12 protein-coding genes are annotated in these 15,412 nt (G+C 71.2%); 9 read left to right on the forward strand and 3 right to left on the reverse strand.

The genetic code is table 11. From position 1 onward, the window contains the following. Nucleotide 1: 1 nt before the first annotated feature. Both ACZ67T_RS28140 and ACZ67T_RS28145 read right to left on the reverse strand, forming a co-directional pair. On the reverse strand, nt 2–2,386 hold the full coding sequence (locus tag ACZ67T_RS28140; protein ID WP_469987772.1) for a beta-N-acetylglucosaminidase domain-containing protein: 2,385 nt from the start codon (nt 2,384–2,386) through the stop codon (nt 2–4). Between the two features lie 63 nt (nt 2,387–2,449). Beyond that, a complete protein-coding gene (locus ACZ67T_RS28145) occupies nt 2,450–3,709 on the reverse strand; it encodes an alpha-L-fucosidase (protein WP_469987859.1) in 1,260 nt (419 codons plus the stop codon). Between the two features lie 402 nt (nt 3,710–4,111). Between ACZ67T_RS28145 and ACZ67T_RS28150 the strand changes: the two genes are divergently transcribed. From ACZ67T_RS28150 to ACZ67T_RS28190, 9 genes are all read left to right on the forward strand, one after another. Beyond that, the gene (locus ACZ67T_RS28150) at nt 4,112–4,969 is read left to right on the forward strand and encodes a TetR/AcrR family transcriptional regulator (RefSeq protein ID WP_469987773.1); all 858 of its coding nucleotides are present in this window, start codon (nt 4,112–4,114) and stop codon (nt 4,967–4,969) included. A 62-nt stretch (nt 4,970–5,031) separates the two neighbouring features. After that, nucleotides 5,032–5,952, forward strand: coding sequence for a beta-keto acid cleavage family enzyme (locus tag ACZ67T_RS28155; RefSeq protein WP_469987774.1), 921 nt, complete (start codon nt 5,032–5,034; stop codon nt 5,950–5,952). A gap of 2 nt (nt 5,953–5,954) precedes the next feature. Continuing rightward, entirely contained in the window at nt 5,955–6,923 is a 969-nt protein-coding gene (locus tag ACZ67T_RS28160) for a 3-hydroxyacyl-CoA dehydrogenase NAD-binding domain-containing protein (protein WP_469987775.1), read from the forward strand. Then, the gene (locus tag ACZ67T_RS28165; protein WP_469987776.1) at nt 6,920–7,396 is read left to right on the forward strand and encodes a thioesterase family protein; all 477 of its coding nucleotides are present in this window, start codon (nt 6,920–6,922) and stop codon (nt 7,394–7,396) included. Before ACZ67T_RS28160 ends, ACZ67T_RS28165 begins: the two co-directional genes overlap by 4 nt. A gap of 188 nt (nt 7,397–7,584) precedes the next feature. Continuing rightward, the gene (locus tag ACZ67T_RS28170) at nt 7,585–9,570 is read left to right on the forward strand and encodes a hypothetical protein (RefSeq protein ID WP_469987777.1); all 1,986 of its coding nucleotides are present in this window, start codon (nt 7,585–7,587) and stop codon (nt 9,568–9,570) included. Continuing rightward, the gene (locus ACZ67T_RS28175) at nt 9,567–11,066 is read left to right on the forward strand and encodes an ABC transporter substrate-binding protein (RefSeq protein WP_469987778.1); all 1,500 of its coding nucleotides are present in this window, start codon (nt 9,567–9,569) and stop codon (nt 11,064–11,066) included. The genes ACZ67T_RS28170 and ACZ67T_RS28175 overlap by 4 nt, the downstream gene beginning before the upstream one ends. 77 nt (nt 11,067–11,143) lie before the next feature. Next, nucleotides 11,144–12,226: a TIR domain-containing protein gene (locus ACZ67T_RS28180; protein WP_469987779.1), complete on the forward strand. Its 1,083-nt coding sequence runs from the start codon at nt 11,144–11,146 to the stop codon at nt 12,224–12,226. Further along, nucleotides 12,223–14,505, forward strand: a complete 2,283-nt coding sequence (locus tag ACZ67T_RS28185) for a TIR domain-containing protein (protein WP_469987780.1) — start codon at nt 12,223–12,225, stop codon at nt 14,503–14,505. Before ACZ67T_RS28180 ends, ACZ67T_RS28185 begins: the two co-directional genes overlap by 4 nt. Continuing rightward, nucleotides 14,487–15,017, forward strand: a complete 531-nt coding sequence (locus tag ACZ67T_RS28190) for an HIT family protein (protein WP_469987781.1) — start codon at nt 14,487–14,489, stop codon at nt 15,015–15,017. The genes ACZ67T_RS28185 and ACZ67T_RS28190 overlap by 19 nt, the downstream gene beginning before the upstream one ends. On the opposite strand, the gene ACZ67T_RS28195 is transcribed toward ACZ67T_RS28190, so the two are convergent. Further along, nucleotides 14,931–15,359, reverse strand: coding sequence for a hypothetical protein (locus ACZ67T_RS28195; protein WP_469987782.1), 429 nt, complete (start codon nt 15,357–15,359; stop codon nt 14,931–14,933). The two genes, ACZ67T_RS28190 and ACZ67T_RS28195, sit on opposite strands and share 87 nt — an antisense overlap. Nucleotides 15,360–15,412: the final 53 nt, after the last annotated feature.

A 15,412-nucleotide genomic window follows, 5' to 3' on the forward strand; every position in this document is an offset into this window, starting at 1 on the left:
GTCAGGTCCGTGCCCTGCCGTACACCTCGACCTCCGCCATGTTCAGCTCGACGGGCTTCTCGCTCGCCAGCCACACCCGCACGTAGCGGCCGTGTGCCGTCACCGGGATCGCGGTCGGGCCGCCGGCCTGGGCGCTCTCGTGGTGGGACCACACGCCGGGCTTGGTCAGCTGGTCGGCAAGGGTCCCGGTGAAGGGCTCGTCGGAGACCAGGACGTAGTAGTCCTGGGTGCGGTCCGCGCAGCAGTCGCTGCGGTTGTAGACGTCGACGCGCTCCAGGTCGGCGACGGAGCCGAGGTCGACCTGCCACCAGGGCTGCGCCTCTTTGCCGCTGGTGGTCGAGAAGTCGAAGCGGTCGCCGTCGGCCGCCTTGGCCGCGCCGAACGGGAACCCGCCGTCCCACGCGTAGTCCGAGCTCTGCTTCGTGTCCTTGTTCAGGGCGAGCTGCCGCAGCGGCTCGAGGCCCTTCGAGGCGTCGTGCAGGTCCTGGACCTGGCTGACGAACTCGCCGAGGAACGGGTCGGCGATCTTCACGGGTCCGGGCTGGTGGTGCTCGGCCGGGTCGATGGTGATGTGCGAGGCGGCGTCGGCGGCCTTGTCCATCGCGGCACGCTCGGCGGCCGCCTTGTCCGCGTCATGGGCGTCGATGGCCTTCAGCGCGGCGAGACCGTGCGCGAGGGCCTTGCCCCACAGCGCGGTGGAGTCGAGCCAGGGTCCGGCGTCGTGCAGGAACTGCTGGTCGGGCACACCGGCGCGGAGGATGTCCGGGGTGCGCCCGATGTTTGTCGAGGTCGGTGTGAAGGAGCGGATCGCGGCCGTCGGGTCGCTCTCGTACGCCTTCCAGAATGTGGCGAGCCGTGCGCTGAGGACCGGCGACTGCGGCTGCCACGGCTTGGCGCCGAACGTGGGGGCCATGTGGTTGAGGTCGACGAAGGTCTGTACGGCGTCGGCGACGCGCGGGTCCCCGCCGGCCAGGTGCAGTGCGGACTGCCGGGCGGAGCGGGTGCGGTCGTAACCGCGGTCGTTCCATGAGAAGTCGGACATGGTGAAGACGGCGAGCTTGCTGGCCGCCTCCTGGTTCATCGGGTTGGAGACGAGGCCGCTGAGGTGCTCGGACAGGCCGGGCTCGCGCTTGTCGTAGGGGGCGAGCAGGAGGCGTCCCGAGGTCCGGCCGAAGTCGTTGACCGGGTAGTTGTCCCAGACGAACACCTTGCGCCCGAACAGCTCGGACGCCTTCTGCGCCTGGTCGTTGGTGATCTCCGGCGGGACGACGTCGGTGCCGGTCCACATCACCTCGACGTTCTTGTCGAGGTTCCCGCGGAGCTCCTGCTTGTACGCGGTGTCGGTGAGGTCGCCGTACTCGGTGGGCACCATCTGGAGCGGGTTGGCTCCGTCGTGGGTGGCGATGAAGTCCTGCTGGACGGTGTTGAGCAACCCGACCTGGGCCTTCGCGGCGGGGCCGCGCCCCGGGGCGCCGAACTTCTGCTGGTCGGCGTCGCAGTTCCACTTGGTGTAGCTGATGTCGTCGAGCGGCACGGAGAACGAGCGCACGCCCAGGTCGTAGAGCGCCTGGAGCTTCGCGGTGAGGGCCTTCACGTCGGCCGGGTCCGAGTAGCAGACCGAGCCGCCGGGCGAGACGGCGAAAGTGAAGCGGACGTGGTTGGCGCGGGCCCGGTCGACGAGCGTGCCGAGCTGGGCGAGCTTGTCCGCCGGGTACGGCTCGCGCCACTTGTCGCGGTGGTACGGGTCGTCCTTGGGCGCGTACACATAGGTGTTGGACTTGACCTCACCGAGGAAGTCCATCTGGTCCAGGCGCTCCGCCGCCGTCCAGGGCGGTCCGTAGAAGCCCTCGATGGAACCGCGCAGCCGCATGGAAGGGAAGTCGGAGACGGACGCCCCGGCGATCTTCCCCTTGGTGACGAGCTGCCTGAATGTCTGGGCCGCGTAGAACTGGCCGGTCGTGTCGGTGCCGCCGAGCGCCACGGTCCGTCCCGCGACGCGCACGGCGTAGCCCTCGTCCTGGGTGGGGACGTCGGTGCCGCGCAGGGCCTTGGCCACGTCGGGGCGGGTGGCCGGGCCGAGGAGCACGGTCAGGGGCGCGTGCCCCGACGCCTGGGTGCGGACGTCGACGTGGCGGACTCCGTGGGCGCGCAGGGTGGCGGTGAGGAGGTCGCGGGCCGGCTTGTCGGTGGTGTCGTCCACGACGAGTTCGGCGCGCGAAGGCAGGGCGATGTCCGCTCCGGCGCGCGTCATGTGCTGCGGGGTCGGCGAGACGACGGGCAGGGGCCGCTCCGTCGCGTGCGCCGATACGGGCGGGACGGCCGCGGCGGACGCGGCGACGAGCAGGGTGGCGACGGAACAGGCGTGCACGGCTCTTCGGGCTGTCATGGTGCTCTGCCTCCGAGATCGGTGTCTGTGTCGGTCGGTCGAGGGGGGTGGAGTGCAGGGGTGTCAGTCGCGGGTGTGCTCGCGGTACAGGTCGAGTTCGCCGTCGAGTTCGAGGGCGACGACGGTGCACAGGGGGTCGAGCTGGTCGTCGGTGATGTACAGGTACTCCCAGCCGGGCACCTCGCCGAGCCCGCCGACGCGCTCGTGACGGACGTCCGTGCCGGACCCGAGGACCCGCGCCGAGCGAACGGCGTTGCGTACGCCGCGCAGCACCACGTACTCGTTGGGCCGGTCGAAGAGGAAGAGGTAGAGGGTGCGCCGGTCGGCGGAGAGGGTGGAGGGGCCGTAGAAGTGGCCGTGCGGGAGGCCGCGCACGGTGTCGCGGACGGCAGGCCGGTGTTCGGCGATCCACTCGCCGAGCGCTTCGAGGCGCTCGGCCTGCTCCGGCGGGATCGTGCCGTCGGCCTTCGGTCCCACGGCGAGCAGGAGGTTTCCTCCGCCGCCGACGGTCTCGGCGAAGACGCGGACCAGCTGGCGGGGCGACTTGTGGTGGTCGTCCTGCGGCTGGTAGCCCCACGAGTCGTTGACGGTGAGGCAGAGCTCCCAGGGGCCCTTCGGCGGTTCGACGGGCACGCCCTGTTCGGGTGTCGCGTAGTCGCCGCGTCCGGTGAGGCGCCCATTGACGACGGTGTGCGGGCTCAACTCCTTGATGAGTCCGGCGAGTTCGGCCATGCGCCACTGCTCGGGGCTGCGTTCCCACTCGCCGTCGAACCAGAGCAGGTCCGGCTGGAAGAGCCCGAGCAGCTCGCGGACCTGGGCGTGGTGGAAGGCGAGGAAGGCGTCCCAGCGCTCGGGTGACTCATCACCGACGGCGGGCATCGAGTACGGGTTGCCGCGCTCGCCGGGGTCCTGGCCGTCCGGCCGGACCGTCGCATAGTCCGGGTGGGACCAGTCGAGGTGCGAGTAGTACAGGCCGACCTTGAGACCGCGGCGGCGCAGCGCGTCCACGTAGGGGGTGACGAGGTCGCGGGCGGCCGGGGTGCGCTTCACGACGGAGAGGTCGTTGGCCTGCGTGTCCCATAGGGCCACCCCGTCGTGGTGCTTGGCGGTGAGGACCGCGTACGCGGCGCCCGCCTCGACGAACAGGTCGGCCCAGGCGTCGGGGTCCCATTTCTGCGCCTCGAACCCGTCGAGCTGCGCCATGTACGTGCCGTACGGGACCCGGCCGTCGAAGAAGGACCAGGACTCGGCGACGCCGTCGACACTGTAGATCCCCCAGTGCAGGAAGATGCCGAGCTTTCCGTCCGTGAACCAGGTCTGCATCATCGGTGGTTCCCCTCCTCCTCGTCGTCGATGACGACGACCTCAGGCTCGCCGAGCGGCCGTTCATGGGGCCTGAATCCTCCGGATCGACATCGTTGTCGCACGGCGAACTAAAGCGCTTGAGTCCGGTGGAGACTAAAGCGCCGAAGCCACGTCGGCAAGGGGGCCTCGGGACTTCGAGGACGATCTGGAGCGGCGGCCCGGACGCCTCGCCCCCGTCGCGCACAAGCCGATCGGGACGGCCGCGCGCTTCATGGTGACGGCGGAGACTCACCGGTCCCGTCGATCGGGCGTTGAGCTGCTGACTGATGAACCGGTCAGCAGCTCAATACGCCAGCTGATCTGTATTGATGTTCCGCAAAGTGTTGAGATCTGCTCAACACGTGGCTAGTGTCGTCGACCGTGGAAGACGGAGCAGAGAACCGAGACGAGGTCGCCGCCCGGGTGCGGGAGGTGATCACCGCCGCCGGAGTGAGCCAGCGCGAGTTCGCCCGCCGGATCGTCATGGACCCCTCCAAGCTGTCCCGGTCCCTGAGCGGCACGCGCCGCTTCACGGCGGCCGAGCTGGCCCGGATCGCCGACGAGGGGCAGGTGGACGCGGGCCGGCTGCTCGGCGCGCGGCACCGGCCCCCGGGCCGCCAGGCGGGCGGCGCCGTCCCGGTCGAGGGCGGCCGCCCCTCGCAGATCGTGCGCGAGACGGTCCGCCTGATCGCCGAGCGCGGCTTCCACGCCGTGCGGGTCTCCGACATCGCCGAGGCCTGCGCGACCAGCACGGCCGCCATCCACTACCACTTCCCCGGCCGCGCGGAACTCCTCGAGGCGGCCGTGCGCTGGTGCATGGACGAGGACACCGCCCACCGGGCGGCGCGCACCGCCGACGCGGCCGACCCGGCCGACGAGCTGTGCCAGCTCATCGCGCTCCAGACGCCGCGCACGGCTCAGCAGCGCAGGCAGTGGGCGGTGTGGCTGGACCTGTGGGCCGAGGCGGCCCGCTCCACGGCGGTCGGCGACCTGCACGCCGAGTACTACCGGCAGTGGCGCGAGACCGTCGCCGACGTGGTGCGGCGCGGTGTCGCGCAGGGCTCGTTCAGACCCGTCGACCCGCAGGCTGCGGCGCTCGCGCTCACCGCCCTGATCGACGGCCTGGCCACCCAGGTGCTCGCCACCGCTCCCGGCGCCCCCGGCACCGACGCCGAAGCGATGCACACGGCACTGCTCGCGTACGTCGACAGCACCCTGACCGCACCCACCCCAGCATGACCTGACCCACCCTCACATCCCCTTCCCCCCAACGGCCTTCGGGTCCAAGGAGCGATGTCCGCATGCCCATGAACCAGGACGTCATCATCACCTGCGCCCTCACCGGCGCCGGCGACACCGTCCGCAAGAGCCCCCACGTGCCGGTCACCCCCGAGCAGATAGCCCGCTCCGCGGTGGAGGCGGCGGACGCGGGCGCCGCCGAGGTCCACATCCACGTACGCGACCCCGAGACCGGCGCACCCTCGCGCGACCCGCGCCTGTACCGCGAGGTCGTCGAGCGGATCAAGGAGACCGGCACCGACGTCGTCATCAACCTCACCGCCGGGATGGGCGGCGACCTGGTCATCGACCCGGACGAGCCGCTCAAGCAGCTGCCCGGCACCGACCTCGTCAGCGGCCTCGAAAGGCTCCCGCACGTCGAGGACCTGCTCCCCGACATCTGCACCCTGGACTGCGGCTCCCTCAACTTCGGCGACGGCAGCAACCTCTACGTCTCCACGCCTGACATGCTCCGCGCCGGTGCCAGGCGCATCCAGGAGCTGGGCGTACGGCCCGAGTTGGAGATCTTCGACACGGGTCACCTCTGGTTCGCCAAGCAGCTCCTCGCCGAGGGCCTGCTCGACGACCCGACCGTCTTCCAGCTCTGCATGGGCATCCCGTGGGGCGCGCCGGCCGATCCGGGCGTCCTCCAGTCGATGGTCAACATGCTGCCGGAGGGCGCCCAGTGGGCCAGCTTCGCGCTCGGCCGCATGCAGATGCCGTGGGTCGCGCAGTCCGTCGTGCTCGGCGGGCACGTCCGCGTCGGCCTGGAGGACAACCTCTATCTCGGCAAGGGCGTCAAGGCCACCAACGCGCAGCTCGTGGAGCGCGCCGTGACGATCGTCGAGGCGATGGGCGCCCGCGTCGCCACCCCGGACGAGGCCCGCCAGAAGCTCGGCCTCAAGCCCCGCACCTTGTCCGTCGCCCAGGAAGGAAACGCCTGATCATGACGTCGCACGCACCCGAGAACGTACGCCGCGTCGCCTGTGTGGGCGCCGGTGTGATCGGCGGCGGCTGGGTCGCCCACTTCCTGGCCCGCGGCTACGACGTCACGGCCTGGGACCCGGCGCCCGACGCGGAGCCGCGGCTGCGCCGCCTCGTCGACGCCGCGTGGCCGGCGCTCACCCAGCTGGGCCTCGCGGACGGGGCGTCCACGGACCGCCTCACCGTGACGGCCACCCTCGAAGAGGCCGTGGCGGACGCCGAGTTCGTCCAGGAGAGCGCCCCGGAGAAGCTGGACCTCAAGCGCGATCTGCTGGCCCGTCTGGACGCCGCGACGCCGCCCGGGGTCGTCATCGCCTCGTCCACGTCCGGCTATCCGATGACGGACATGCAGACGGACGCCGAGGGCGCGGGCCGCCTCGTCGTGGGGCACCCGTTCAACCCGCCGTACCTGATTCCGCTGGTCGAGGTGGTCGGCGGTGAGCGGACCTCGGCCGAGGCGGTGGCGTGGGCCTCCCGCTTCTACGAGGTGGCGGGCAAGTCCGTCATCACGATGGACCGCGAGGTGCCCGGCTTCATCGCCAACCGCCTCCAGGAGGCCCTGTGGCGCGAGGCCCTGCACATGGTCGCCAACGGCGAGGCCACGGTGAAGGAGATCGACGACTCCATCACCGAGGGCCCCGGCCTGCGCTGGGCGTTCATGGGCCCGATGCTGACGTTCGCGCTCGCGGGCGGCGAGGGCGGCATGGCGCACATGCTGGACCACTTCGGCCCCTCGCTGAAGTCGCCGTGGACCCGGCTCGAAGCGCCCGAGCTCGACAAGGCGCTGTACGACTCGGTGGTCGCCGGCTGCGACGACGCGGCGGCCGGCCGGACGATCGCCGACCTCGTGGCCGAGCGCGACCAGGGCGTCATCGACGTGCTGCGCGCGACGGGCCGCCTGCCCGGCGCCCGGAAGGAGGCCGGCCAGTGACGCCGCTGCCGCTGCTGCACCGCACGGTGCGCGCCGAGTGGATCGACTACAACGGCCATATGAGCGAGGCGTTCTACGTCCTCGTCTTCGGGCACGCCACCGACGCGCTGATGATCGAGACGGGCCTGCACTCCGGGTACCGCGAGTCCACCGGTTGTTCCCTGTACACGGTCGAGTCGCATCTGCGGTATCTGCGTGACGTCCCCGAGGGGGCGGCGCTCGCCGTGCGGTCCCGGGTCCTGGGCGCGGCGGCCAAGAAGGCGCGCCTCGCCCACGAGTTGTACGTCGTCGCGGCGCCGTGTGCGGAGCCGGCCGAGGACGCGCAGCCGGTCGCCACGACGGAGCTGCTCGCCGTGCACGTCGACCAGAAGGCGGGGCGTGCGGCGCCGTTCCCCGACGAGGTCCTCCAGCGCTTCACCGAGCTGACCGAGCCGGCCCCGGAGTGGGCGGGGCGGTCCATCGCCGAGGTGTAGTCGCACGGTGACGACCCGCGCCCCGACACGGGGGCGCGGGTCATCTCGGCACCGTCGTCGGCCTGTTACGTGTAAAGATCAGCCAACTCCGCGGGAAACCTGAATACTTGACGTCACGGAGTGCCTCCTGTGGCATTCTCGCTGCACTGATGCCCTGCAGATCACCGAGATACGAGGGAGCAGGGGCCGTGACGGAGCACTCGGCAGTCACCGGCGTGCGAGGGCGCGGAGGCATCGTCTCGCTCGTGGAGTCGACGCTCGCGCTCGACCGCGCCGCGGAGCGTCCGCTGACCATGCTGCTCGGGCCGCGCGGCAGCGGCACGAGCGAGCTGCTGTGCGTCCTGATGGAGCAGTTCGGCACCCAATACCCCTTCGGGTACGTCAAGTTCACCTCGGGCCAGGAGCTGCTGCCGCGGTACGCGCTCGGCCTGCTCGCCCGGCAGCTGGCCCGGAATCTGCCGAGCTACCGGCACACGGCGTTCCCGCGCCTCGCCCTCGGGCTGCTCGCTTCCGACCAGGACCTTCCGCACCAGGCCCTCACCGGCGGGCAGCGCGGCATCAGGGGCGCCCTCGCGGATCTGGAGAAGAAGGCCAAGCAGCAGCACGGCGACTATCTGGCGGCCTATCTGACGGTCGCTCAGGCCTCGATCGACGCGCCGGAGGGGGCGAGTCGCAGCGCACGTACGCTGCTGGCCGCGGCGACCGACACGTCCGCGCGGTCCTGGGCCGGGCGCTGGGACCACTCGACGGCCGCCTGGTTCGGACAGCACCGCCTCACTCACAGTTCCGACCCGTGGGAGTCCCTGCTCGAACTCAACCGCTGGCGCCACCAGGGCGACGAGCGCGACAAGCTCCGGCTCGACCAGCTCCTGTGCTCCGCCTTCCTGGAGGATCTGCGCACCTGCGTCAAGGGACTCTTCCGGCCGCGCTCGTACCTTCTGCTGCTCGACGAGACGCACACCGACCACGGCCGTGAGTTCCTCGATCTGCTGCTCCAGGCGCGGCACGACGACACCGTGCTCGGGCGGCGCCCGTGCGATCCGCTGTCCGTCGTCGCGGGCTGCAACCGGTGGCTGCCCCGCTGGGGTCCGGCGACCGGCGAGGAGTGGCCCTGGCGGCCGCGCGAGCCCGACCGGGCCTCGCTCGCCGACTGGCACGAGCACCGCCCCTCCGGCGACGGCCAGGACACCTGGTGGTATCCGCTGCGCATGCGTGACCTGGACCGCGACGAGGTGCGCATCCACGTGGAGCAGCAGCTCAACACGCATCCCGAGCTCACGCCGTTCACGACGCTCGCGCCGTTCGTCCACCGGCTCACCGGGGGGCTGCCCAAGGCCGTCCAGCAGGTCTTCGAAGTGCTCGGCGGGCCGAACGTGCCCCAGGTGCCCGGGCCGCAGCAGAACCTCTGGCTGCGCGACCTGCCGCACCGCACCGTGTCGGCCCAGGGACGCAAGCCGCTCCTCGTGGACGCCGCGCTCGACGACCTGCTCGCCGACTTCGACGCCGCGGACCGGGACCGGCTCGCCCAGTGCGCAGCCGCCGACGACCTGTTCGTGGGCGCACAGCTGCTGGGCCGCGGCGCGGAGCTGTTCACGGACATCCGCAGCCGCTGGCTGCTGAGCGCTCCCGGCACCCTGTCCCTCCATCCCTGGCTCCGGCGGATGCTGCTGTGGCACCTGGCCGGGCGGGCCGGCGCCTGGGACACCGCGCACGAGGTCCTCGCAGAGCATTACGCGAGCGGGGAGCAGCGCGTTCAGGAGCTCTACCACCTTCTCGCGCTTGAAAAGGTCGACGAGGTCGCCGAGTACCTCGTGACCCTGCGCAACACGGCTCAGACGGAGGAGTGGCTCAGCGCCTTCCACACCATCACCGCGGCCCCCAACCGGCTCGCCCACCCCGGCGGCCCGCTGGAGCTGCGGGCCCGGCTCGCGCCGTCCGACCCCGGCGACCAGGTGACCGTCCCCGCCGTGATCCGCGACCTGGTGGTGGCGCGCTGGCTGTGGAGCGATCCGCTCACGGATCCCGGCAGGCAGCTCAGCCCGGTCCTCGCCGACGGCTTCGTGCACCTGTCCCGACTGTGGAGGAACTACAACGTGGCTCTGGTCAACGAGGCGGAGCGCTACCGGCTCACGACACCCACCCGAACGTCGCCGATACTCGGGAGCGGGACATGAGCCCGCTGGCCCTGCCGCGGTGGCGTGAGTGGTCGTGGCGGACGGTGAAGCTGGTCGCGGCCGCTGTGGCGCTCGCCGTGGTGCTCTCCGTCACCGCATTCGTGATCGTCGACAAGGTCTCGGCCGCCCGCGCCCGCTGCGCCGACGGTGTGACGCATCTGGACCCGGACCGGGAGTGCGTCGGAGTCACCGACGGCTCGTACGCGTTCGCCGGACATCTCAAGCGGGTCGAGAAGAAGATCGAGGAGGAGAACAGGCGGGTCTACGACCACCGCGGCACGGAGCCGTACGTCACCGTCGCCTACCTCACCTCCTTCACCGTCACCGACGACGACAGCAACTCGGAGGACTCCGTACGGCACGAGCTCGAAGGCGCCTACCTCGCGCAGGTCCGGCACAACACGGGCGACCTCGCCGCGTCCCCGAAGATCCGGCTGCTCGTCGCCAACACCGGCAGCAACGCGCGTCATTGGGAGCACACGGTCGACCTGCTGATCGCCCGCAAGAGCGCTCCCGACCGGCTCGTCGCCGTGGCGGGCCTCGGCCCGAGCACCGGACCGAACGTCAAGGCGCTGCGCAGACTGTCGGAGAACGGCATCGCCACGGTCTCCAGCATCATGACGGCGACCGACATCAAGGGCATAGAGGGGTTCGTGCGGGTCGCGCCGACCAACGCGGACGAGGCACGGGCGGGCGCCGCGTATCTCAAACGGCAGAAGAACAAGTACCGCACCGCCGTCGTCATCCAGGACGCCGACAAGGACGACCTCTACGCGTCGACTCTCGGTGCCGCGTTCAGCGCGGAGTACCCGGACAAGGACCACCGTCTCGTCGCGGACCGGATCACCTACGACTCCTCGGTGCCGTCGGCCTGGCCCAATGAACTGCACTACACCGCAGAGCAGTTGTGCGGCGAGCGGCCCGCGGTGGTCTATTTCGCGGGTCGGGGACGTCATCTGTCGCACTTCCTGAACGCGCTCGCCAACCGGACCTGCCAGTCGCGGAACTTCACGGTGCTCACGGGCGACGACACGACGAACCTGACGCCCAAGGAACTCGACGCCGCCGCGCGCACCGGTGTGACCATGCTCTACACGGGACTGGCCCACGCGGACATGTGGCGCAACGACCCGGGCGCGGTGTCGGGCCCGTCGGCCGGCAGCTTCCAGCCGGGCGGGACCCTCGACAAGTGGTTCCCCGACGACGCCCGTTACGACGGCCAGGACATCATGGGCCACGACGCCGTGCTCACCGCGGCGCAGGCCATCCGCATGGCGTCCAACTGGCAGGGAGAGGTGACGGGGCGCTCGGTGGGCCGGATGTTCCTCCAGCTCGACGGGGACCGCAAGGTGCCCGGCGCGAGCGGTTTCCTGTCGTTCAAGGACAACGGGGACCCGCGCGACAAGGCGGTCCCGGTCCTGCGGCTCACACCGAAGGGCGAGTCGGAACTGGTCGACGTGTCGGCCCCGGGCGGCAGACCGGCCACGGGAGGGTAGGTTTCCACGGCAGTCGACCCGGCTTATTCTCAGGGGTGTTGAGCAGGCCGACCTCGGAGCCGAGTTTGCGAGGGCGTGTGGATCCATCCGCGTTTTTCTACACGAGCTGCACCCGTGGCGACGGCTGGCCCGCGCTCACCCGGTTCCATGCCGATCTGGAGTACCGGCTGCGGGCGCAGGAGGGGTACGGCATCAGCGGCGCGCTCGGCGCGGCGATGAACCCCGACACGGCGCCGAGCAGCGCCATCACCAAGGCCGGCGTGATGGTCGCGCTCTACTCCCCCAGATACTTCCTGGACCGCGGCTGCGGACTCGAATGGGCCGTCATCCAGTCCCGGATGCGCCGCCGCGCGCACATCGAGGGCGTCCAGGTCCCCGGCTGCCTCATACCGGTGTGCTGGAAACCCGTGGCCGAGCGTCGGATCCCGCAGGAGGTGCGCCGCTCCGGGTCGTTCCCCGGGCCCGGCGCCTTCGACTGGCTCAGGGAACGGGGTCTGGAGGCCCTGGTCTCGTCGTCGGACCCGGGCGCCGACGAGCGGTACTACGTGTTCGTCGAGCAGCTGGCCAAGAGCATCCTGGAGGCCGGACGCGCCGGGCTCGAACCGCTCGAGGCCGGCGAAGCGCGCGACATGCTCCCCGCGTTCGGCTCCGCGCAGGGCGCGAGCAGCTCGGGCCGGCCCCACTTCAGGGTCCCCGAGCAGCCGCGTCCCCGGCCCGAGAGCGCCGCCGATGAGCCCCGGTCGGTCGCGATCAGCTATGTCGGCGCCGACCAGGCCTGGGCCGACTGGATGGACGACGTGCTCCGCGAGGAGGGCCACACCGTGCGGCAGCGGCGCTGGCGGGTCGGGCTCGAGACCCTGTCGCAGACCGTGGAGCGCGCCCGCGACGGCGCCGACCGGGTCGTGGTCGTCTTCTCCCGCAGCTACTTCGACGCCGGGAACACCGCCCCCACCGACTGGGAGGCCGCCTTCACCCCGCCCGCTTCCGACCCGTCCTGGCTCGTCGCCGTACAGATCGACGCGGCACCCCGGCCCCTTCTCGTCCGCGGTGTCCGGGTCCTCGCCCTGGAGAGGTCCGGACCCGATCAGGCCGAACGGCTCCGCGAAGGGGTCATCGGCACGGAGGGTGCGCCCCACGACCCTGCGGGAGGAGCACGTTGACCGGGCCGAGACGTTCCGCCACCGATCCGCCGCCGGTATCGAACCTTCCGGTCCAGGCCACCTCGTTCGTCGGCCGTGACGAAGAGATCCCCGCCATCCACGGCCTGTTCGAGGACCACCGCGCGGTCCTCCTCCACGACCCGGCCGACCGGCAGCACGGGTACGGCAAGTCGGAGACGGCCATCACCTATTGCCACCGCTACCGCATGCGCTACCGCGTGGCGTGGTGGTTCGACTGCTCCCACGAGAGCGATCCCGCCCGGCTGCGGCAGCTGATCCAGCGTGGCACGGACGAGCTGCACACCCGGTACCGCGAGGTCCTGCGCGTCGGGAGGATCCCCGAGCGCCCCGACGACAAGTGGCTGCTCCTGTACGACAACGTGGCCGATCCCGACCGTATCCAGGATCTCTTCCCGCCCGGCGACGCGCGGATCCTGGTCACCTCCCGGCCGCGGGGTTCCGCCTGGGACGAGGCCGCCCGGCTGCCCGTCGGCGACCTCGCCCCGTCCGAAGTGGCCAGCCTCTTCCGCCAGTTGGTCGAGATCCGGCAGCCCGTGGCCGAGGATCTCGCCCGGACGTTCGCGGGACATCCGCAGCAGATCATCTCGGTGGCCGAGCAGATACGCCGGGGCACTCCGCCAGCCACGTGCGTCGCCCTGGCCGACGCCGTACGGCTCGCGCCCGCGCCCGCGCGGCCCGCACCGCCGCAGCCGTCGGACCATGTGCGGATGAGCGCCCAGGACCGGGAGACCCTCATCGACACGCTGCTGTCCTCGCCGGTCTGCCGGGACCTGCCCAGCTACCGCGCCTGGATCAAGGCCATCGACCGGCGGACGGCGGTATCGTCCAGCCTGCCGTCGGAGACGGAGACCATCCGCACGCGCGTCGTCGGCCTGGTCTCGATCGCCCTCAGCCGCGACGCGCCCGACGTCCTGCTGGCCCTCGCCAAAGCCTTCGAGGACAAGGCGGGCCGGCACGAGGCGCAGCTCGTCCGGGCGCTGATCGGCCCGGCGGCGGCGAACTGGAACGCGAACAAGGAGCCGATACGCGCAGTGCTGCCCCAACGCCCCGCCGATGCCCCGTTCTTCTTCACCAGCTACGCGAACCGGGAGGACGACCAGGACCACGTGGCCGAGTTCCACGAGCAGCTCGAACACGAACTGCGCATCAAGCGCGGCCGCAACCTGACGAGTACGGGTTTCCTGGACCGCCACAGTCTCCAGCTCGGCCGCACCTGGCGGGAACCGATGGTCGAGGCGATCCGCTCGACGCGGCTGCTCGTCGCGCTGATCACCGCGGACTACTTCGAGAGCGAGTGGTGCCGGCGGGAGTGGGCCGTGATGATGGAGCGCGCCCGCCGGGCCGGGCGTTCGCCCGGTGACGAGCCGGTCGCCATCCTGCCGCTGTTCTGGGTCAAGCCGCGCGGAACACTGCCCGAGGATCTGGCCTCCATGCAGTACAACTCGCCCGCGCTGTTCGGCGGGAGCAAAGCCCCGGACAACCTGATCGACCTGCTGCGGGAGGACAGGGAGAAGGCGGCGGCCTTCATCCGCAGGCTCGCCGAAACCATGATCAAAGCGGCGGACCGCGATCTTCCGGTGCTCGACGCGGAGGCCGTACGGGACATTCCGCTCGCTTTCAGCGAGTGGGGCACAGAGGACACGTCGCTGTCGGGCTCCACAGCGGGCTCGGGTTCAGATCCCGGCACGGGCGGTGCTCAACCGCATCCGGATCCGGATCGGCAGCCGCCGCCGGAGCCCGCACCGGAACCGGAACCGGACCGGGAACCTGAGCCCGAACCGGAGCCGGAGCTGAAACCAGCACCAGCCAAGCGTGAGGCCAAGCCCCCCGCGCCCCTGCCAGAGCCGGCCCCCCGCCTGTCTCCCGACCAGCCCGTGACTCCTTCACGCCCCACCGAACCCGCGCCCCCGACCGTCCCTGCTCCCCCGGCGGCCTCCGACAAGACCCGGCTCATCGAGGCGCTGACGACCGGCCCGCTGCGCGAGTCCACGCGGTACACCTCCTGGGTCGAGGCCGTGCTCCGGGACGTCGCCCCGGAGCGCCGTCCCGCGGTCACGCAGTTCGTCGACCCGCTCAGAAGACGGGTGCACCTGCTGGTGAACTTCGCCTACGACCAGTCGACCCCTGACCTGTTCCGCACCATGGCCCGGGCCCTCGCACTGGTCGACCCCGGTGGCCCGGACGCCCCCGACGAGACCGTGACCGCGGTGCACGGCCTGGTGGACCGTATTGTCGCGGCATGGCCTCAGCACACGTGACCCCGAACCGAAGACCGGCGCGCGACTGCCCGTTCTGCCGCATCGCCGCGGGTACGGGACCGGCCCGCCTGGTCAGCGCGGACCCCGAAGTCCTCGCCTTCCTGCCGCTGCGCCCGGTCCATCCCGGTCATGTCCTCGTCGTGCCGCGGCGCCATCTGGAGGACATCTGGGAGCTGGACGAGGACACGGCAACGGCCGTGAGCAGGACGGTGCTTCGGGTCGCGCACGCCGTGCGTGCGGTGTTCCGGCCGGACGGGCTCAACGTCATCCAGTCGTCCGGCGCGGCCGCGACCCAGACCGTGCCGCACCTGCACGTCCATGTGGTCCCGCGGTTCGCGAACGACCGGATGGGCCCCATCTGGCCGACCCCGGCCGACGAGTCGCCCGTCGCCCTGGACGACGCGGCGAGCCGGCTGTCCAAGGCCCTAGAACAGGACGACCAGGGCGATGAGTTGGGCCAGGGCGAGGCCACCGTAGAAGAGAGCGACCGTCAGGGAACCCGCGGCCCGTAGCGTGCCGGCCCGCTCCGCGCCGGCGCTCGCGTCGAGGCTGAACGGCTCTATGCCGCTGCCCGGCCGCCGCACCTTGTCGTAGAGCCGCCTGAACAGCCGCTCCTTGTACAGGAAGTACCCGTCGAGCAGCCAGAACGCCACGATGGGAACGAAGCCGGTGGCCGCCACCGTCCGGCTCCCGTTCCCCGCGGCGAAGGCGAGCAGCGCACCCATCAGGGTCAGCGCCCAGCCCTTGATCAGGAACGAGTTGTTGCCCATCCGTGCGACGACGGCCTGGATCAGTTCGAGGTGCCTGATCTGCCCGTCGTCCAGAACGGTCCGGCTCGCAGGTTCCCCTGTCACGGCATTCCCCCTTCGGGCGGAACCCTACCCAGGAGCACACGGCGCCGTTACCC

It is taken from the genome of Streptomyces sp. NPDC107517 (assembly GCF_055582645.1).

Excerpts from the sequence above, each read along its gene's own strand:
- ACZ67T_RS28140 (WP_469987772.1), bottom strand. The coding sequence starts at position 2,386 with ATGACAGCCCGAAGAGCCGTGCACGCCTGTTCCGTCGCCACCCTGCTC.
- ACZ67T_RS28145 (WP_469987859.1), bottom strand. The coding sequence starts at position 3,709 with ATGCAGACCTGGTTCACGGACGGAAAGCTCGGCATCTTCCTGCACTGG.
- ACZ67T_RS28155 (WP_469987774.1), top strand. The coding sequence starts at position 5,032 with ATGCCCATGAACCAGGACGTCATCATCACCTGCGCCCTCACCGGCGCC.
- ACZ67T_RS28160 (WP_469987775.1), top strand. The coding sequence starts at position 5,955 with ATGACGTCGCACGCACCCGAGAACGTACGCCGCGTCGCCTGTGTGGGC.
- ACZ67T_RS28175 (WP_469987778.1), top strand. The coding sequence starts at position 9,567 with ATGAGCCCGCTGGCCCTGCCGCGGTGGCGTGAGTGGTCGTGGCGGACG.
- ACZ67T_RS28190 (WP_469987781.1), top strand. The coding sequence starts at position 14,487 with ATGGCCTCAGCACACGTGACCCCGAACCGAAGACCGGCGCGCGACTGC.